Source organism: Chromatiaceae bacterium (genome assembly GCA_024235395.1).
Taxonomy (GTDB): Bacteria; Pseudomonadota; Gammaproteobacteria; order Chromatiales; family Chromatiaceae; genus Thiosocius.
Genome location: JACKMK010000003.1, coordinates 318,014 through 337,830 on the forward strand (window position 1 = coordinate 318,014; position 19,817 = coordinate 337,830).

Genomic DNA, 19,817 nt, shown 5'->3' on the forward strand with positions numbered 1-19,817 from the left:
AGCGTTAGGTATCAGTCAGGACTCAGTAGTTCTGACCCGAACACTTGGCGGTCTTGACGTTGTAGTTGCCGCAGGACAACGGTGCACGCCAGTCTGCGATCAGGTCTTTGGAACCCGGAAGGTAATCCGACCAGGCATCGCCGACCACCAGACCCGGCGTCTGCGATACGATCTGGAACTGACCGTCGTCCTGGATCTCACCGATCAACACCGGTTTGGTGATGTGATGGTTGGGCATCATCGCCGACAGGCCGCCGGACAGGTTGGGCACTGCGACACCGATGATCGCGTCTCCAACCGCTTCGGGATCGGTGGTGCCGGCCTTCTTGACGGCTTCCACCCACATGTTGAAGCCGATGTAATGCGCTTCCATCGGATCGTTGGTCACGCGTGCCTCGTTCTTGATGAACTTGTGCCAGGCCTCGATGAATGCGTCGTTGCTGTCATTCTCCACGCTCATGAAATAGTTCCACGCGGCGAGGTGACCCACCAGCGGCTTGGTGTCGATGCCGGACAACTCCTCTTCACCGACCGAAAATGCGACCACCGGGATGTCCTCGGCCGAGATGCCCTGGTTGCCCAGTTCCTTGTAGAACGGGACGTTGGCATCGCCGTTGATCGTCGAGACCACCGCGGTCTTCTTGCCGGCCGATCCAAACTTCTTGATATCCGAGACGATCGACTGCCAGTCCGAATGACCGAACGGCGTGTAGTTGATCATGATGTCACCCTCGGCCACGCCCTTGGCCTTCAGGTAGGCCTCGAGGATCTTGTTCGTCGTGCGCGGGTAGACATAGTCGGTGCCCGCGAGCACCCACCGCTTGACGCCCTGGTCCATCAGGTAATCGACTGCCGGAATCGCCTGCTGGTTGGGCGCCGCGCCGGTATAGAACACGTTCTTCGACGATTCCTCGCCCTCGTACTGCACCGGATAGAACAGCAGACCGTTCAGTTCCTCGAACACCGGCAGCACCGACTTGCGCGAAACCGAGGTCCAGCAACCGAATACCGCGGCAACCTTCTCCTTTTCGATCAGCTCACGCGCCTTCTCGGCGAACAGTGGCCAGTTCGATGCCGGGTCGACCACGACGGCCTCCAGCTTCTTGCCGAGCAGGCCACCCTTTTTGTTCTGCTCGTCGATCAGCATCAGCATCGTGTCCTTGAGCGTGGTCTCCGAGATCGCCATGGTCCCGGAAAGCGAATGCAGGACGCCGACCTTGATGGTATCCGCGGCCTGCGCTACGCCAGCGGCCCCGAAGGCAGCCGCCGCACTGACGGCGAGCGACAAGCGACGAAATTGTTTAGCGAGATTCATTGTTCGATTTACTCCCCTAAGGATTGGATTCGACACGACCGACGACCCGCGCTGGCAAACTGCCAAATCGTTTGGTGCTTCATGTACAGCGTTCGGAGCCTTCTCTGGCCCGGCGAAGCGACGGCTGCGCAGGTCAATGCAGCGCTTGTGCCAAGTTCGCTAAGTGCCTGCGTACACGAACAATTGAAACGACTGTCTCGGTTGTGCATCGCGTTGCCGCTCTGCATTGGTGCGCTCTGCACCGGGTGTCGCACCAGATTCGGGCGCCCGTGCAACAGGCGGCGCGAACGGCAATCGGCGCTCGCGCGGATGGTTTCTCGGGGAAGGATCGCGCCGACCTGGCGCCCCTGGCAGCGACTCAGGAATGCTGCGATCTTCGCGGCTGGGGTTATCGTGGACCGTCGCGGCGAAGACCGCCGACTTTCGGGGTGTATCGGGTACGCGCGAACGAGGCGTCACCCGGAACGCCGGAAGGCGCCGGGTATCGTCAACTCAATCTTGATATCAGTCCGGGACGGGCACCCTGCCCTTCCCAGGCCCCTGCGGGCTGGTTGCATGACCCGCTCATGCGCGCTCGGTCCAGCCGCGCGCAAAGCGCTCCTGGGTGGCATCACCGGCCATGATCTCCACGTAGCGCGCACCCTGCTGGATGTTCATCAGTTTGATCAGCGCTTCGCCGCTGCAGTCGTTGGCCAGCAATGTGTCCAGGGCCGCGAGCGTCTTGTCGCCGAACCAGCCGTCGACGATCAGGTCCGGGTAGTCGCGCTGATCGTGGTTGAGCAGATTGAGTGACGATTGCAGGAAGCGTACTGCCCGGCGAAGTCCCATATTGACCGCGGTATCGTACAGTTCGTTCGCGACCGCCTGGTCGGGCAGTGCATCGCCCTGAAAGCGATCCCAGTACGCCTGTCGGTAGAAGGTTCGGACCGCGACCTGGAGCGGCGCGCTACGGCCCAGACTGCGCGGGAACCCGGCCTTGCGACGCATGGCGTCGATGCGCCGCCAACCGTCCCAGTCCGGGTGGTGAACTCTGGCGATGCCGCGATAGGTCTCACCTCCACGGTCGATCGGAACTTTGACATAACCGCCCTGATGCGCCGACGTGGCCGCATATGCCTGTTCGAAATCGGCCATCGATGCTCCCCCGCTCAGTATTCGAGCGACGCTTTGCTGAAACGGTGCTCCGGTAGCGGATCCGCGCCGAGGATGATGCGCAGCAAGCTGTTCATGCTGGCCGCATCGTTGTCGAAGCCACCGTGCGAGGTGGCCTCGGTGATGTCGTTCGGCGAACCGTCCGAATAGTGCACGCTGAACCGGTCGGTGATCCTGTCCATCTTGTCTTTACGCTGCAGCTTTTGCATGTCGCGTTGCATACCGAGGATGTCCTCCGGGAGGGCCTCCTCGAACGCCTGCGACACGAGATACAGCAGTGACTTGCGATACACCCCAGCGACCGTATCGTCGCGCTCCAGGCGTTCGGTGAGGTTCAACACCTGCATGCGGTCGATGCCGAAACTGCCAGGCGCGGTGATCAGGTAGGGATAGTAATGGCTCTCGAACAGGCCCACGCTGGCGGCCGGCGCAAACAGCGTGCAACTCGCGACGCGCAACGTCGGCGCAAGGTCTTCGAGCGCCTCCAACAGCCACGCCAGCAGAATGGCGCCGGTGCTGTGCCCACAAAGGTGGATCTTCAGTGGGGTGTCACGCCTGCGCGCGAGTTCGTTCATCCAGATAGCAAGTGTCTCGCTACCGGCGTGCTTCGGCAGGAACGGCAGCCGCGCGCCATCCTTCATTTCCCGCCACAGGGCGCGCCCCGGAATCCGCGTCACCCATTCGAGTATCCGGTCGGTCCAGTCGCCGAGGGCACCGGCACGTTCCGCTGCGGCATCGCGACGCCGCAGCACGACATCCTTGAGCTCTTCTATGATCCCGGTGTCGTACATGAAGTGATACGGGTAGATCCCATTACGCTTGAAGGTCCCCTTCATCGCCGCGATCCGGTGTGCCGAATCCTTCGGCGAGTTCAGTCCGCCGTGCGCATACAGCAGGAGATGCTGGTACTTGTCGCTGCTGCCGGCAATCAGACGGGCCGTGGTACGCACATCATCGGCGTTGCTCCAATAACGCCCCCGGGTCTGAAACCGCCCGTCGTCGACATGGATGAAATGTCCGGCGATCTCGCTGCGCGCAAGGCTCTGGCGGATCGACAATCCACTGCGATTGAGTCCGTTGGGCTGCGGGAGATGCCATATCTGGGGCGTGGAAAGCGCCACATTGAACACCCAGGCATCCATCAGGTTTTCAAGCCAATCCTCGTATTGCCATAGGCCGAGACCACCCTTGCCCCAACCCTTGCCCCACGAGTTCTGCAACCAGAATCCCTTGCTGTTGTAGCCGACGATCGCAAAGGCATGGCCGCCCTGCTGTCCCTTGATAAACGGAATGACCCCGGTGCGTCGGTCGGGTCGCATCCAGCCGGCATGGGTCTGCGCTGAACAGAAGATCGCGCCCGCCTCGTTTACTGCGGCGTGGAAGTCGGCTATCCGAGGCTGTACGCGGTAATAGGCACCGATGGTGTTTTCGCGTGCCCGCTTGGCGCGATCGACTGTGAGGCTGCCGGGATTGCCCTGCGTGTACGGCCACTGGGCGGCGCTGCACACCCCCATGTTGAACCAGCCTTTGATCGCACCGCGGCAGCTCGAGCCGGCGTAATCCTCGCCTGGCCATTCGTCATGCAGCTTCGCCATCTCGTACAGCATCCGCGGACTGACACGGGTACGATTCCGACGGCGCTGATTCAGCAGATTGATGACCGCCGCCAGGCCAAAGCCGGTGCAGGCACCCTCCTGTTGCTGATCCAGGATGAGCAGATTGCGCGGCGGCGGGACATAGGCACGCAACTGGGCGAGCGTCGGCTCGAACGGCCAGTCACGCAGATCGGGGACGTCTTGGACTGCAGTCGTCGGGTGGCTCTGGGTACCGCTGGCGCTTTGGCGTGTTGGCATGCGAGCTCGCATCTCCCGGGCAACGCGCCAAGTATAGCCGCGCCCCTCACCGACAGCGCACGGCTCAGTCCCAGTCGGTCTGGCGCATCTCCAGGATCGGCTTGCCGGCAGCGTCGAACAGCACCAGTTGCGCCTGCTGGCGCAGATAGGTGCGCGCGTTCTCGAGGGCCTGGGCGAGCGCAACCTCACGCTGCATCACGCTTTCGGCGCACGCCATCCGCGAAGCCGCGACCGGGCCTACGAAGATGTTGCCCGCATTTGCATCGTACTCGGCAAACAGCCGATTGCAGCCGCCATGGCCCACCAGGCGGCCCTTGCTGCGAAACTGCACGAAGGCGACCGTTTCATCGGGTACACCGATGTCATCGATGCGCAGCGGCTTCCATTCACTGCCCTGAAGCGGGCTGGCGGGCAGCGCGCCGGACAACAGCCACGCGCAGGCCGTCAGGACCAGGGTACGGGTTCGATACGGACCAATCATGCTATGCAACCGCCGACAACAGGGCGGCGTAAGATAGCAACCCGACGCGCAGAGCAAAACCCCGCGTGGACAGGCGGCCGCCCTGCCGGGACTTGCCGGGCGGCGGGGTTACAACTTGCCGAAGTCGGCGACGACCTCGTCGACCTGGTCGCCTTCGGTCGGTTCCAGCGAGAGGTTGTGCCCCCAGTCGACATCGGCAGAGGCCTTCTTGCCGGCGTTCGAGGTCTTGATCTTGATCTTGACGTTGCTGGCTGAATCGGCAAATTCGACCGCGGTCTCGGCGGTGATGCGACCTTCGTTGTACAGCTGCACCAGGTGCTGGTCGAACGACTGCATCTTGTACTGCCCACCGCGCTCGATCGCATCCTTGATGTTGCCGACCTCCATTTTACTTATCAAATCCGAGATGTATGCGGTGTTGATCAGCAGTTCGACCGCCGCGACCTTGCCCCCGTTTGCCGCCGGCACGAGCCGCTGACAGACGATGGCCCGCAGGTTCTGGGCGATGCGCTTGGCCTGCGCCTCCAGGCCATCCTTCGGATAGAAGCCGAGGATACGCTCCATCGTGGTCGTCGCATTGTTCGCGTGCAGGGTCGACAGCGCCAGGTGGCCGGTATTGGAGAACTTGAGCGCGAATTCCATCGTGTCCTGGTCGCGGATCTCACCCATCAGGATGACGTCCGGGGCTTCGCGCAGCGCCGCCTTCATACCGGTGCTGAATGACGCGGTATCGGTACCGATCTCACGCTGTGCGACGACCGATTTCTTGTGGTCGTGGACGAATTCGATCGGATCCTCCAGCGTCAGGATATGACCGCCTGAGCTTGCGTTGCGATGGTCGATCATCGCCGCCAGCGTGGTCGATTTACCCGATCCCGTCGCACCGACGACGAGAATCAGGCCGTTGCGATGCATCACCAGCTCTTCGAGGATCTTCGGCATCGCCAGAGACTCGATGGTCGGCACCGTGGTGTTGATGTGCCGCAGGACCACGGCGGCCTCGCCGCGCTGGCGAAACGCGTTGCCGCGGAACCGCCCGATCCCACGGTACGACAGCGAGAAATCGACCTCGCCGTTCTCTTCGAAGTGTTTCAGTTTGTCGTCGGTCAGCAGTTCGCGGATCGCACGTTCCGCGTCGCCCGGCTCCAACGGTTCGCCCAGCTGTGCGAATCCCTTCGGGGTTTTCAGCGAGATCTTGGCCCCGGTGTACATGTAGACGTCGGAGGCATTGTTTTTGACCATTACCTGCAGTACGCGCGGCACATCGATTTGCGGCATTGTCGCTTCGCTCCTTACGCAATCGGCGGGGGCTCGACCGGCTGCGTCGAAAGACCCTGGCGAAAACCGCCCACAGCGGATCGACCCCGGACCCGGTCAGATAATTGGGTTATCGGTGGGTTGCGGAAAAACTTTCCCGCCGCTGTCGAACCTGCGAACGAAACGCTTCGCGAACTCCGTCCATGGCAGGCGTCGGCCCGGTCCCGGTGTCAAAACCAGTTTTTGTAAGTATGCGCTCACTTATTTCTAAACATCGGAAACCACTATATGAAGAGTCGGGGACCGCGCTGCGACGGGCGGCGTTGCGCGCTGCGAATGCCGACATCGGATGCCCGTCGACGACCTGCACCCTTAGACGGGCAGGTGGTCGGGACGAAACGCGTCCTCCGGCGGGACGGCGATTCACGACTATCGATTTCTCTTGGAATTGGCATAAGTAAGCGTTTACTTACAATTGAGTGCGACAGGCGACGGACGGACCGGGAGAGGCACGCCGGGCGAACCACCGGTTGGCGATCGACGGCGGCGCGCGGAGTGTCCGGGTGCGTGAACGGCGACCCGGGCACGGAGTGACTCCCTGCCCGCTCAGCGCGTTCCATGGGTGGCAAGGAACATCTGGATCGTGGTGTCCAGAATCCGGGACCGTTCGGCGTCGTCAGGCACGGGTTGACCGCCGAGTATCTGCGGCCACAGCGAAAACGCATTCAACAGGCCGATGAACTGATCGGCGGCCCACACCGGGTCGTCGACCGCCAGCCGGTGGTCACGCGCCGCATCGGCGAGCCAGCTCGCCAGGCCGGTCTGGCGCGCGCGGAACAGCTGGTAAGTGCGTTGCGCGAGCGCCGGAGAACGGATCAGCTCGACCAGGGTGACCCGCGCAAGCGTCAGAAAACACGGTGCGGCGTGCATGTCGAGGACCTGTTTGCCAATGTCGCGCAACTGGTCGGACAGCCCTTGGGCGGGATCGTAGCCATGGTCACTGACATGCTGCACCCGCTCGACCAGTTCTGCAGCTATCGCCTCGAACAGCGACTGTTTGCTCGCGAAATGGTTGTAAACGGTGCGTTTCGACACGCGCGCGCGCGCCGCGATCCGGTCCATGCTGGTCGCTCGGTAACCGTTCGCCTCGAACTCTCCCAGCGCCGCCGCCAGAATGGCGCTGCGCTTCTGCTCGCTGATCTTTGCTGCCCGCATACCCTCGCCTGCCGTCGATGCGCCAATCGCCAGGAAATCAATGATGGCGTGCGGCGCTGCTCAGGTATACTACACCGTTTAGTTTACCTTGCGCGCTCAACCCCGGACTCCGCAGGGTGCACGCCACCCCGCTTTCGGCAAAGCTGAGCGCAGACGGACGAGGACGCCCCATGTTCATGCGCATACTGATGGTCATCCTGTTGCTCGGCGGGGTGTTCGGCGGCATCTTCTATTGGAAGCAGCAATCGATGCAGCAGATGGCCGCGGCCCAGGCCGGCGGACCGCCACCACCGGTGATCGCCGTCACGCCGGCCCAGCAGGAGACCTGGCAGCCGTTTCTGCAGGTGGTCGGAAGCCTGACTGCGGTCGCCGGGATCGAAGTCACCAGCGAGGTCGGCGGACAGATCAGCGCGATCCACTTCAGTTCGGGCGAGCAGGTGAGGCAGGGCGACCTGCTGCTCGAACTCGACGACGACACCGATCAGGCCCAACTGCGTGGCCTGGTCGCGGAGCGCACCCTCGCGCGCCTCAAGTTCGAACGGGTCGCCAAACTGGTGCGCGAGAAGTCCGTCTCCAAATCGGACTACGACGAGGGGCGGGCGACCCTGGACAACGCCGAGGCGCTGGTCTCGGCACAGCAAGCGCTGATCGCAAAGAAGAGCGTTCGCGCGCCGTTCGATGGCCGGCTTGGCATCCGCCGGGTCGACCTCGGCGAATACCTGACACCCGGCGCCCCGATCGTGCCACTGGAAAAACTCGACCCCATCTTCGCTGATTTCACGCTGCCGGAACGCGAATTGGCGCGGGTCGCCGTCGGCCAGACGATCGATATCCGGGTGCAGGCGTATACGGATGAGACCTTCGCCGGCCGTATCACCGCGATCGACCCCGGGGTCAATGTCGGCAGCCGCACCTTCCGCGTGCGCGGTGAACTGGAGAACGCCTCAAACCAACTCAGACCTGGCATGTTCGCGGATATTCGCGTCAATTTGCCGCAAGAAGAGCACGTGATCACGGTACCGAGCACGGCCATCAGCTACGCACCATACGGCGACTCGGTATTCGTGATCGAGAACAAGGAGGGCGCGACGGTGGCCACCCGGCGGCAGGTCGAGATCGGCGCAACCCGCGACGGGCGGGTCGCCGTGGTGTCCGGTCTGCAGGTCGGCGAGCAGGTGGTCAGTGCCGGGCACAACAAGCTGCGCAGCGGCCAGGCGGTGAAGGTCGAGACGCCGACCGCGGCCGTCGCGGCGAAGGCGGACTGATGCGCTTAACCGATACCTATATCCAGCGTCCGGTCCTGGCCAGCGTGGTCAGCCTGCTGATCTTCGTCGTCGGGCTGCGCGCGATCGGTTCGCTGGAGGTCCGCCAGTACCCGAAGACCCAGGACACCGTGGTCACGGTGAGCACCAGCTATCCGGGTGCGAGCAGCGAGCTGGTCAAGGGCTTCATCACGACGCCGCTGCAGCAGGCGATCGCGGAGGCGCAGGGGATCGATTACCTGTCGTCGACCAGCCGACAGGGCCAGTCGGTGATCGAGGCGCATATGCGCCTCAACTATCCACCAAACGATGCCGTCGCCGAGATCCAGGCGAAGGTCGCCAGCCGCCGCAACGTGCTGCCGGAAGACGCCCAGGACCCGGTGATCACCTCGCAGACGGGCGACCGTACTGCGCTGATGTACCTCGCTTTTTATAGCGACGCGATGCAGTCGTCGCAGATCAACGATTACCTGCTGCGCGTGGTACAGCCGAAGCTGCAGGCGCTGCCCGGCGTCGCCAAGGCGGAACTGATAGGCAACAAGACCTTCGCGATGCGCGTCTGGCTCGATCCACGGCGAATGGCGGCGCTCGGGGTGACCGCGCAGGAGGTCGCCGAGGTATTGCGCGCCAACAACTTCCTGTCAGGCATCGGCCAGGCACGCGGCGAGTACACCGTGATCGATCTCAGCGCCACCACCGACGTGGCCGATGTCGAGGACTTCCGCAACCTCGTGGTGCGCAGCAGCGGTGCGACCCTGGTACGTCTGCGTGACATCGCGCGCGTAGAACTCGGCTCGGAGGACTACGACTCGGCGACCTGGTACAAGGGCAAACCGGCGATCTTCGTCGGCGTGTCGCAGGCGCCGGGAGCGAACCCGCTGACCGTCGCCAAAGAGGTCCACAGGGCGATGGCCGGTGTCCGCAGCCAGCTGCCCTCCAGTCTCGAGGCGCATATCCCCTACGATGCGAGCGCGTTCATCCAGGACTCGATCGACGAGGTGTTCACGACGCTGATCGAGGCGGTGCTGATCGTGCTGGTGGTGATCTTCCTGTCGCTCGGCTCCCTGCGCGCGGCGATAGTCCCCGGGGTCGCGGTGCCGCTGTCGCTGGTCGGTGCCGCGTTTCTGATGCTGCTGGCCGGATTCTCGATCAACCTGCTGACCCTGCTGGCGATGGTGCTCGCGATCGGCCTCGTGGTGGACGACGCGATCGTCGTGGTCGAAAACGTGCATCGACACATCGAGATGGGCAAATCACGCTTCCAGGCGGCGATCGACGGGGCACGCGAACTCGGCCTGCCGATCATCGCGATGACGACCACGCTGGTCGCCGTGTACGCACCGATCGGCTTCATGGGGGGCTTGGTCGGCACCCTGTTCACCGAATTCGCGTTCTCGCTGGCCGGCGCGGTGCTGATCTCGGGCGTGGTTGCGTTGACGCTGTCGCCCATGCTGTCGTCGAAGGTGCTGCAACCGGCCGGCAACCAGGGCCGCTTCGAACACTGGGTCGAACGCTTCTTCGACGGTCTGTCGAACTTTTACCTCCGCCGTCTCAGGGGTGCGCTGAATTATCTCCCGGCGACCCTGTTGTTCGCACTCGGCGTGCTGACCAGCATCTACTTCATGTTCGTGACCAGCAAGGCGGAGCTCGCGCCGACGGAGGACCAGAGCATCCTGTTCTTTCAGGCAGTGGCGCCGCAGACGGCCTCACTGGAATACGACGAGCTGTACACGCGCGAGATCATTTCGGCCTTCGAAAAGGTCCCGGAGTACAAGGAAAGTTTCCTGCTGTTGGGTTTTGGCGGCGAGGGCAACGTGGTGTTCGGCGGCTTCAAGATGGACCAGCCGGCCAAGCGCGCACGTTCGCAGATGGAGGTGTTTCCCGATGTGCAGGCCCTGTTGAGCCAGATCGCCGGCCTGCAGATCGCGGTCTTCCCGCGACCCAGTCTGCCGGGCAGCAGCGGCCTGCCGTTCCAGTTCGTGGTGCAGAGCGACAGCGATTTCCGCGACATCGACGAGGTCGCAGATCAGTTGGTAGGGCGGGGCATGGCCAGCGGCCAGTTCCAGTTCCTGCGCAAGGCGGTCGAGTTCTCGCGCCCTAAGGCGATCCTGGTGATCGATCGCAACCGCGCGGCCGATCTCGGCATCACGATGGCCGACATCGGCCGCAACCTGGCAACCCTGCTCGGCGGCAACGACGTCAACCGGTTCAGCCTCGAAGGACGCAGCTACAAGGTGATACCGCAGGCCGAACGCATGTTCCGCCTGAACCCCGAGATGCTCGGCGACTACTACGTCCGCAGCGCAACCGGCGAACAGGTGCCGTTGTCGGCGCTGGTGCGCATCGAGCGCACTGTCGAGCCGAGCAAGCGCAGTCAGTTCCAGCAGCTCAATTCGGTCACCGTGGAAGGCCTGATGGCGCCAGGGGTATCCGAAGGACAGGCGATGGCGGCCATGGAACGGATTGCGAGCGAGGTCTTCCCGCGCGGCTTCACGTTCGACTACACCGGAGCGACGCGCCAGTTCGCCCAGCAGGGCAGCGCCCTGGTGCTGACCTTCTTCATGTCGCTGCTGGTGATCTACCTGGTGCTCGCAGCCCAGTTCGAGAGCTGGCGCGACCCATTGATCATCCTGGTCTCGGTGCCGATGTCGATCGCCGGCGCACTCGCCTTCCTGACGCTCGGATTCGCGACGGTCAACATCTACACCCAGGTCGGTCTGATCACGCTGATCGGTCTGATCGCGAAGAACGGCATCCTGATCGTCGAATTCGCCAACCAGCTGCAGATCGAGGAAGGGCTCGACAAACGCGCCGCGATCGAGCGTGCCTCGACGATCCGCCTGCGCCCGATCCTGATGACCACGGTGGCGATGCTGGTGGCGATGGTCCCGCTGTTGACCGCCAGCGGCCCCGGCGCGGTGAGCCGCTTCGACATCGGCCTGGTGATCACCACGGGGCTCGGCATCGGCACGCTGTTTACGCTGTTCGTGGTCCCGGCCGTCTACCTGCTGCTGGCACGCGACCACCAGGCGCAGACGTCGGGGGCGCTGCCAGACGCCGCTGTCGAGCGCTGACGCGGGCCCGCCAGCCGACGGGGAAGGGTGCAGCGGAATGTTACCCGGCAGGCAACTTCAGTGCCGTGCGGGGATTCAGTGCAGGCACTCGCCGACCGAGCCGGCGGCACAACGGCGCCCGTCGATCCAGGTCGCATCATCCATCCGCGCTGCCATGAACTCTGTATCGACCAGCGTCGCCCCGGTGAGGTCGGCTCCGTCGAGATCCGCGTCCATGAACAACGCACTGTTCAGCCTGGCGTCCTTCAAACGGGTACCGCGCAGGTGGGCATTGTTGAACGCGCAGTTGCTCAGGTCGGCACCACTGAGGTCGGCACCATCCAACTGTGCATCGTTGAAGCTCGCATCCTGCAGCCGGGAACCGCGCAGCGAGGCACCACGCAGGTCGGCACCATCGAACTGGCCGCCGGAGAGGTCCAGATCCTTCCACTGCACACCACGCAGGTCCTGACCGGTGCAGTTCATCGTCGGCCCGGGCTCAGCGATCGTGCACGGTCTGGATCGGGTGATCGTTCCGCCCGGGTGACCGATGCGCAGCGTGCGCTGATTGCCGAACCGGTCAGCCTCCTCGATCAGGACCTGGCCGCTGTCCGCAGCACCGGACGGCGAAGACGAATCGACGGCATCCACGTCGCCACGATATTCGGTGGTGCCCGCATGTGACGTCGTGAGGCAACAGAGCAACAGCCAGGGGAAACAGCGAATAGGCATCGCAGAGGCCTTGTAGGGCAGGGCAGTGGATGCCCTGGGCGCCCCGGGACGGATGCCCCGGGGCAGTCATCAGACGATCAGTCGACCGAGCCGATGCTCATCTTCTGCTTGTTCAGCAGACCGGACTGGTTCTGGTTGACGCTGTTGACGCGCGTCGTCGTATTCACGCTCCCGATCACGTTCGAGTCCTTGACCGAACCGATGTTGGCCTCCTGCTTGTTCAGCAGGCCGGACTGGTTCTGGTTCAGGCTGTTGACGCGGGTGTTGGTGTTGACGCTGCCGATCACGTTCGAACCCTTGACCGAACCGACGTTGGCTTCCTGCTTGTTGAGCAGGCCGGACTGGTTCTGGTTCAGCCGGTTGACGCTGGTGTCGGACTTGACACTGCCGATCACGTTCGAGTCCTTGACCGAGCCGACATTGGCTTCCTGCTTGTTCAACAGGCCAGACTGATTCTGGTTGATGCTGTTGACACGGGTCTTGGAATCGACGCTGCCGATGACGTTCGAGTCACTCACGCCGCCGATCGTCGCTTCCTGCTTGTTCAGCAGGCCGGACTGGTTCTGGTTGGCGCGGTTGACGCGCACATCGGATTTGACGCTACCGATCACGTTCGACTCGGCGAACGCATAGCCGGCGCCGCCGATTCCGATGGCTGCAGCCATGACGGCGGCAGACAATACACGAATCTTGTTCTTCATAGTCCTTCCCTCATTCAGACGGTATTGGTGTTGTGGGCTTCCTGACTTTTCCTGGTCGTTTCTAAGGCGCTGTCCCTGCACCCATTCGTTTCTTCCGGCTCCCGGAAGCAGTACGAACCCTCTAGTTGGCCGCGCGCAGCTGCACGCGGCGGTTCTCCGCGGCAAACGGATCTGCCGCATTGATCGGATCCCTTGCGCCGCGCCCCTCGACAACCAACAGCGCGGCATTGATGCCGTGCCGTTTCACCAGGTAGTCGCGGACCGCCTTCGCGCGTTCGAGGGACAATCTTTGATTATAGGACGGATTCCCATAGGCGTCGGTATGCCCCTCGACCATGACGCGGATTCCGTCGGTCATCTTGATCCCCTCGGCCACCGCATCCAACTGCGGTTCATTCGCCGGCAGGATGTCGGCCGAGTTGAACGCAAACTCGATCGGCAACCCGACCACGGTGCTGCTCGACTGGGCGACTTTTTCCAGATTCGGCCCCTGCTGCACCTTGGGCTGAACCGCCGAATCAAGACTGATGCCGCGCATCTTGGGCCGCGACATTTCAGCGCCTCCGCTCAGAATATCCGCAACCTCACTGGCCTGCGGAACCTCGCCGCTGCCGTACATACGAACTCCACCTGCGTGCGCCACGGCTCCGGTAAGCAGTAGCGCGATGCAACACAGGGTGCCTTTTGTTGTGTACATAATTGACCTCCTGCAACTTTCCTGCACTCAGCAATTGTTGTCTGTTTCGCGGCGGATGATACCGCGCTTTTCGTAGGAAAGAGCCTACAGCATGCGAACGGCGGTCATCAGATGACGCGCCGCGGCAAAAATCGGCCGGAACCGACCGCTATCGGGCCCGGCCGGATGCCGTCACTCAGTCGGCGGTGCCCGCGACGGCCTCGTGCATCGAGACCGGTTGGCGGCGGGCGCCCCAATCGCCCGGTTGCGCCTCGAACACGCCGGCGATCGGATGACCACAGTGCGCGCAATGGCCGGCGGCGTCCAGCTTCCATTCGCCGAGGCGATACCAGTCGCGTTCGATCACCCGCTGGCCGCAACCCGGACAGTAGGTGCTGTCGGCGTCGCTGTCGTGTACGTTGCCGACGTACACATAGTGCAGACCGGCCTGCAGCGCGATCCGGCGCGCACGCTGCAATGTCGCCAGCGGCGTGGGTGGCACATCGGTCATCTTGTAGTCCGGATGGAATGCGGAAAAATGCAGCGGGACCTCGGGGCCGAGTTTCTCGCGGAACCACGTGACGAGCTCGTGCAGTTCGCGGTCGCCATCGTTATGCCCCGGGATCAGCAGCGTCGTGACCTCGAGCCAGCAGTCGGTCTCGTTGTGGATGTACTCGAGGGTATCGAGCACCGGTTGCAGGTGTGCGCCGGTCAGGGTGTGATAGAAGTCCTCGGTGAAGGCCTTCAGGTCGACATTGGCCGCGTCCATGTACGAAAAGAACTCGCGACGCGGCTCTTCACAGATGTAACCGGCGGTGACGGCGACCGATTTCAGTCCGTGCTCGCGAGCGGCGATCGCGGTATCGACGGCATACTCCAGAAAGATCACCGGATCGTTGTAGGTGTACGCGATGCTGCGACAGCCCAGACGCTGCGCGGTTTCGGCGATCGTCTGCGGGGATGCGCTCGATGCCAGGGTGTCGATCTCACGCGACTTGCTGATGTCCCAGTTCTGGCAGAACTTGCATGCCAGATTGCAACCCGCCGTGCCGAACGAAAACACCGGCGTGCCGGGCAGGAAGTGATTCAGCGGTTTCTTCTCGATCGGGTCGATGCAGAACCCGCTCGAACGCCCATAGGTCGTCAGTACCAGCTGGTCGCCCTGGCGCGCGCGCACGAAACACAGGCCGCGCTGGCCGTCCTTTTTCAGGTGGCAGAAGCGCGGGCACAGATCGCACTGGATACGGCCATCGTCGAGCATGTGCCAATAGCGGCCCGGCACGGTGTCTTTGATCACGCGCAACCTCCCGGCTTGATTTCCGCCTTAAGGTGGACCATGTACTGGTTGAGCGCAGGGCAGTACCCGCCGCCGAAGGCCTGATGCATCGGGCGCTGCAGGAAAGCTGCCTCAATATTGTTTCTAGACCAAGCGCAGGACGGCAGCCATGACGCACGTCAAGACGCCGGCGGTCGCCGGCCTTTTCTACCCGGAGAGCCCGCGGGAACTGCGCAGCGCCGTGCAAGACCTGATATCAGGCGCAACCGCTGCCGAGACCGAGCGGCCGCATGCGCTGATCGCGCCACACGCCGGCTATCGCTATTCGGGACCGATTGCCGCGAGTGCCTACGCGACCCTGCGCCCATGGGCCGCACAGATTCGCCGCGTCGCGGTGCTGGCACCTTCGCATCGTGTCGCCTTTCGCGGCATTGCGACCAGCAGCGCCGACGCATTCCGCACGCCCCTGGGTGACATCCCGGTCGACCGCACGGCGCTCGACGAGTTGGAACGGCTGCCCGCGGTCGGCCGGCTCGATCAGGCATTCGCCGAAGAACACGCGCTTGAGGTGCAGCTGCCGTTCCTGCAGGACGTGCTCGACGCATTCACGCTGGTACCCCTGATCGTCGGCGACGCCGACAGCGCCGAGGTCAGTCGCGTGATCGAGCGGCTGGAGCGCGACGACACGCTGATCGTCGTCAGCTCCGACCTCAGCCACTACCACGACTATCGCAGCTGCCAGCAGCGCGACCGCGAGACGACCGCACACATCGAGGAGATGCAGGGCGATGCGATCGGTCCCTACGACGCCTGCGGCGCCTATCCGATTCGTGGTCTGTTGAAATCCGCACTGCAGCATGGCTGGCGGGTGCGCACACTCGATCTGCGCAATTCCGGCGATACCTCGGGCGACCGATCGCGGGTGGTGGGTTATGGCGCCTACGCGTTCTACTGAGGAGGCCCTGCCGCGGCTCGCCGACGCGCATCGGGCGACGCTGCTGGACGTCGCGCGGCGCTCCATCGAACACGGATTGCAGACCGGACGCCCGCTCGTGGTGAGCGCGTCGGAGTATCACCCGGCCCTCAAGGCGATGCGCGCGAGTTTCGTCACCTTGCAGCTGCGCGGCCAGCTGCGCGGTTGCATCGGCCATCTGGAGGCAGTCCAGCCGCTGGTCGTGGACGTGGCCGAAAACGCATTTGCCGCGGCCTTCCGGGACCCCCGCTTCGCGCCGCTGAGCCGCGCTGAGTGGCCCGCGGTCGAGATCCACCTGTCGATCCTGAGCCCGCCGGAACCGCTGCAGTTCACCGACGAGGCCGATCTGATCGGCCAACTGCAGCCAGGCGTGGACGGACTCATACTGCGTGACGGACGCAGCCGCGGGACCTTCCTGCCTTCGGTCTGGGAAGGCCTGCCCGATCCGGTCGACTTCCTGACACAGCTGAAGCGCAAGGCGGGTCTCGCAGCGAATCACTGGTCGGAACACATCCAGGTGTTCCGCTATCGCACCGAGAGCTTCGCCGACACCGACCTCGCCTAGCGCGGGCTGGTCGCACTCAATTGTCGTTGCGCCGCCCTTCCCACGAGACCCGGTTGCGACCCGCACGTTTCGACAGGTACAGCGCGCGGTCGGCACGGTCGACGAACGCCGCAATCGACTCCGCTTCGCGATACCAGGCACCGCCGATGGACAGGGTGACCGAGACCACTGCGGACGCCGCTTGGGCACCGGGCAACGCGACCTGACTGCGCTCGATGTGCTGGCGGATGTTCTCGCCGACGGCCTGGCAGCCTGATCGCGGCGTATCGCGCAGCAACACCGCGAACTCCTCGCCACCGTGCCGGGCGACCAGGTCCCGGCCACGCACACAGCCACTGATCTCCGCGGCCACGCGCTGCAACACGTGATCGCCGGCCAGATGGCCGTGGCTGTCGTTGACCTGCTTGAACAGGTCGATGTCGATCAACAGCAGGCAGGGCGCGTGATCGTCCTGGGCGGCGGACTCGACCAGGTCGGCCAACTGCTCCTGGAACGCCAGGCGGTTGTGCAGACCGGTCAAGGGGTCCTTGCGCGCCTCTTCCTGCGAACGCGCGAGTTCGCTGCGCATCTCCTGCATCTCGGCGGCCAACGCGGAGAATTTGTGCTTGAGTTCGGCGCCGTGTTCGAGCGCGACGTTGGTCGCGCGCACTGCGCGGTCGATCAACTGGTTCAGGTCCCCGGCGGACAGATCACCCTCGAGCCCGTGGGCCACGTCGTTGAGCTCCTCGGAAAGGCTGCTGAAGTGACCGTCGGCCTGGTTGATGTGCATCATCAGGGCATGCAGCATCTGCCCCAGCGCCGCCTTGGCCAGCCTCACATTGTCGCTGCGCTCCTCCAGATAGCGTTGGTAGAGGGCACGCATCTCGGCGTCGGTGATCGGCTGGTCACGACTGAGCAACGCATCCATCTCGGCGCGCAACGGCTGGTTGGATGCGTTCAGGTATTCGTACCAGACGGCGTAGTTGGAAGGAGTGATCGGAATCTTGAGTTCGGACATGCGCGGCAGGGCGCTGCGCACGATGTCGATCGTCTTGTCATAACTGATGTGTTGCTCGGGTTCCGGCACTGTGACCCCCTAAAACTCTTATTGCTTGTTATATTCCGTCCTCTCTCGGCTCTCGGTCCGCGGTCTCGTGCCGCAACCAGCCGCTCGGCCTCCGTGCACGCCCCGGCAGAGGGCGTTCAATCGCGCACAGATTGTACCGGTATTTGGCCCGCGCGCCGGCGCCGCACCGACGCCCATGTGATCGCCATCGCAATCAATGAGCCGCCAAACGCCAGCGCGGTGTCCTTTTGCGCATCCCACTCGTCACCCTGGGTACCGAGATAGGCGGCACCCAATTCCGAGCTGACGATCACCGCAACGATGCCTTCCAGCGCCTCGTAGAAGCCGCTGAAGCCGAGCACCGTGACGACCGGCATTACGTAGGACCACGCGGTACGGATGCCCATGGCGCGCAGCTGAAGCTCGCGAAACGGGTAGGCGAGCAACAGGCCGAACGCGAAGTGCACGATGCGATCGTAATGGTTGCGCGACAGTTCCAGCGCCTCCTGCAGCCAGAACCCGAACGGGGTCTCGGCATAGGTGTAATGCGCGCCGACCAAGTGCAGGCTCATGAACACCGCGAACAGCCCGTACGAGAGATTGGAGAACGCGAAGCGCCGATAGGTCAGCAGCAACAATGCGCCGTAGACGAACACCAGCAGGTTTTCGAGCAGCCAGTCACGTCGGTTGAACGGCTCGATCGCGGTCACCAGCCACAGGCCGAGCAGCCACAGCAGCACCAGCTGCAGGAAGCGGTTGTGTCGGAAATCGGCGCTCACGTGCCCATTATCGCCAATCCGGCACGTGCGGGCCGCGCGGCGATCAGCCGGAGCCGTCCGGTGGCGGTGCGCGCGGGGCGAAGGTCAGGGTCTGCATCGCCGCGTTGAGCTGCTGCTTGACGGCGGCGTAGTCGTCGAACAGAAAGACCACGTAGGCATCCGAGACCTTGTTGCGGTGCAGGGCGAGCAACAGGCCCTGGGTGTGCTGCGTCGCGAAGTCGGTGACCGTGTCGAACACCGCCGCCGCGGCCCAGTCGGCGTTGAAGCGGGCCTGTGCCTGCTCCACGGGATAGGGGTTGCTCGGCGCATGCCCGCCGCCGGCCAGTCGCGAGGCCAGCGACTCGAACACCAGTGGAAAGATATGGTTTGGATCGGGCACCGCACCGTGCGGGTCGTCATAGTCGATGCGCAGCCGCTTCAGCGGCCGCACCGCCAGACGGATCTCGAGATCGCCGCTCGGGCTGCGCAGCGCCCGTTCGTAGTCCAGCATCGGCGTCCGTCCCGGCGGCAGCTCGACGTAGCCAGCCGGTGGTGCGAATACCAGTTCCGCCTCGTCGAGCAGGGCGGCAAAGCCGTCCGCCATCGGTCCCACTGCCGCCGCGGGGCCGGCCAGGCTCAACGACAACAGCAATGCGGCCAGCCGTCTCATGACTCCGTCTTCGCCGCCGCAACCGGCTTGGCAAGGGCCGCGCGCCAGTTCAGCAACAGCTCCTCGGCGGTTCTCTTCCACTCGGCGTTGTCGACGATCTCGGCGAAGCGCTCGAGGTCCTTTACCGCCTCATCGCCACGTCCGAGCTCCCAGTAGGTGGAGGCGCGGTTGAAATAGGGTGCAGGCGCGTGCGGGTCGACCGCGACGCAATGGTCGAAATCCACAAGGGCCTCATCGAACTCGTTCAGCGCATAGTGCAGCGCGCCGCGGTTGAAACGTGCCGGCAGCAGGTCGGGCGACCGCTCGACCGCAACGTCGAGGTCCTGCATCGCCTCCTGATAACGGCCGAACGCACGATAGGCCTGGGCACGGTTGACCCGGACCTGCGGGTCGTCGGGATCCAGCGCGGCGGCCTTTTCCAGGTCGGCGAGCGCCGCGCTGACCTGCTGCATCTGCAGGCGCAGGCTGGCGCGCACCGCATAGAGCTCGGCCGCATCGGGGAACTTGTCGATACCCTCGGCGAGGGTCTTCAACGCGAGCTCCAACCGGCCTTCGCTCTCGTGCTGCAGCGCGACCTTGACCAGGCGGTCCGGACTCAGTGCACCGTGCGGATCATGCTGGCCGTGCGGGCCGGCCGGCTGGGCGTCAACCTGGCGCGTCTCTTCCCCGGTCACCGCGGTCGGCACCGCGGGCGGGGTCATCTCGATCGGGGGGAGGGGGTCGGCGGCCGACCCTTCGGTCACCGCCGGTGGATTCGTGTCGCTGCAGGCGCAGGCCACGGCCAACACGGGCAGCAGGGCAAACAGACGTAAGGATGCAGTCATGGTGACGAT

18 protein-coding genes are annotated in these 19,817 nt (G+C 63.9%); 4 read left to right on the forward strand and 14 right to left on the reverse strand.

From position 1 onward, the window contains the following. Positions 1-22 precede the first annotated feature (22 nt). The 6 genes from urtA to H6955_14885 form a co-directional block, all read right to left on the reverse strand. Positions 23-1,315, reverse strand: a complete 1,293-nt coding sequence (gene urtA / locus H6955_14860) for an urea ABC transporter substrate-binding protein (protein MCP5314835.1) — start codon at positions 1,313-1,315, stop codon at positions 23-25. Between the two features lie 564 nt (positions 1,316-1,879). Next, positions 1,880-2,449 carry a hypothetical protein gene (locus H6955_14865; protein MCP5314836.1) on the reverse strand — a complete coding sequence of 190 codons (570 nt, stop codon included), beginning with the start codon at positions 2,447-2,449 and terminating at the stop codon, positions 1,880-1,882. 14 nt (positions 2,450-2,463) lie between these two features. Beyond that, positions 2,464-4,320 (reverse strand): C1 family peptidase, encoded by a 1,857-nt coding sequence (locus tag H6955_14870; GenBank protein ID MCP5314837.1) that lies wholly within the window; start codon positions 4,318-4,320, stop codon positions 2,464-2,466. 64 nt (positions 4,321-4,384) lie between these two features. After that, positions 4,385-4,801 carry an META domain-containing protein gene (locus H6955_14875; protein ID MCP5314838.1) on the reverse strand — a complete coding sequence of 139 codons (417 nt, stop codon included), beginning with the start codon at positions 4,799-4,801 and terminating at the stop codon, positions 4,385-4,387. Positions 4,802-4,909: 108 nt separating this feature from the next. Next, positions 4,910-6,079 carry a PilT/PilU family type 4a pilus ATPase gene (locus tag H6955_14880; GenBank protein ID MCP5314839.1) on the reverse strand — a complete coding sequence of 390 codons (1,170 nt, stop codon included), beginning with the start codon at positions 6,077-6,079 and terminating at the stop codon, positions 4,910-4,912. Between the two features lie 585 nt (positions 6,080-6,664). Further along, a complete protein-coding gene (locus tag H6955_14885; protein ID MCP5314840.1) occupies positions 6,665-7,273 on the reverse strand; it encodes a TetR/AcrR family transcriptional regulator in 609 nt (202 codons plus the stop codon). 170 nt (positions 7,274-7,443) lie between these two features. Between H6955_14885 and H6955_14890 the strand changes: the two genes are divergently transcribed. Both H6955_14890 and H6955_14895 read left to right on the forward strand, forming a co-directional pair. Continuing rightward, positions 7,444-8,538 (forward strand): efflux RND transporter periplasmic adaptor subunit, encoded by a 1,095-nt coding sequence (locus H6955_14890; GenBank protein ID MCP5314841.1) that lies wholly within the window; start codon positions 7,444-7,446, stop codon positions 8,536-8,538. After that, positions 8,538-11,609: an efflux RND transporter permease subunit gene (locus H6955_14895; GenBank protein MCP5314842.1), complete on the forward strand. Its 3,072-nt coding sequence runs from the start codon at positions 8,538-8,540 to the stop codon at positions 11,607-11,609. The genes H6955_14890 and H6955_14895 overlap by 1 nt, the downstream gene beginning before the upstream one ends. Before the next feature lie 75 nt (positions 11,610-11,684). Here the strand turns inward: H6955_14895 and H6955_14900 are convergent, their stop codons facing one another. From H6955_14900 to amrS, 4 genes are all read right to left on the reverse strand, one after another. Then, positions 11,685-12,320, reverse strand: coding sequence for a pentapeptide repeat-containing protein (locus tag H6955_14900; protein MCP5314843.1), 636 nt, complete (start codon positions 12,318-12,320; stop codon positions 11,685-11,687). 77 nt (positions 12,321-12,397) lie between these two features. Continuing rightward, complete coding sequence (locus tag H6955_14905) at positions 12,398-13,021, reverse strand: hypothetical protein (GenBank protein ID MCP5314844.1); 624 nt, start codon at positions 13,019-13,021, stop codon at positions 12,398-12,400. 121 nt (positions 13,022-13,142) lie between these two features. Then, a complete protein-coding gene (locus tag H6955_14910) occupies positions 13,143-13,745 on the reverse strand; it encodes an OmpA family protein (GenBank protein ID MCP5314845.1) in 603 nt (200 codons plus the stop codon). 148 nt (positions 13,746-13,893) lie between these two features. Further along, positions 13,894-14,958 (reverse strand): AmmeMemoRadiSam system radical SAM enzyme, encoded by a 1,065-nt coding sequence (gene amrS, locus H6955_14915; protein MCP5314846.1) that lies wholly within the window; start codon positions 14,956-14,958, stop codon positions 13,894-13,896. A gap of 184 nt (positions 14,959-15,142) precedes the next feature. Here amrS and amrB point away from each other — a divergent pair, with 184 nt between their 5' ends. Then, positions 15,143-15,928 carry an AmmeMemoRadiSam system protein B gene (gene amrB, locus H6955_14920; protein ID MCP5314847.1) on the forward strand — a complete coding sequence of 262 codons (786 nt, stop codon included), beginning with the start codon at positions 15,143-15,145 and terminating at the stop codon, positions 15,926-15,928. Continuing rightward, complete coding sequence (gene amrA, locus H6955_14925; GenBank protein MCP5314848.1) at positions 15,906-16,511, forward strand: AmmeMemoRadiSam system protein A; 606 nt, start codon at positions 15,906-15,908, stop codon at positions 16,509-16,511. The genes amrB and amrA overlap by 23 nt, the downstream gene beginning before the upstream one ends. 16 nt (positions 16,512-16,527) lie before the next feature. Here the strand turns inward: amrA and H6955_14930 are convergent, their stop codons facing one another. From H6955_14930 to H6955_14945, 4 genes are all read right to left on the reverse strand, one after another. After that, positions 16,528-17,577, reverse strand: a complete 1,050-nt coding sequence (locus H6955_14930) for a GGDEF domain-containing protein (GenBank protein MCP5314849.1) — start codon at positions 17,575-17,577, stop codon at positions 16,528-16,530. Between the two features lie 116 nt (positions 17,578-17,693). Further along, complete coding sequence (locus H6955_14935) at positions 17,694-18,305, reverse strand: DUF2238 domain-containing protein (protein MCP5314850.1); 612 nt, start codon at positions 18,303-18,305, stop codon at positions 17,694-17,696. Positions 18,306-18,378: 73 nt separating this feature from the next. Then, a complete protein-coding gene (locus H6955_14940) occupies positions 18,379-18,984 on the reverse strand; it encodes a hypothetical protein (protein ID MCP5314851.1) in 606 nt (201 codons plus the stop codon). After that, a complete protein-coding gene (locus tag H6955_14945) occupies positions 18,981-19,808 on the reverse strand; it encodes a tetratricopeptide repeat protein (protein MCP5314852.1) in 828 nt (275 codons plus the stop codon). The genes H6955_14940 and H6955_14945 overlap by 4 nt, the downstream gene beginning before the upstream one ends. Positions 19,809-19,817: the final 9 nt, after the last annotated feature.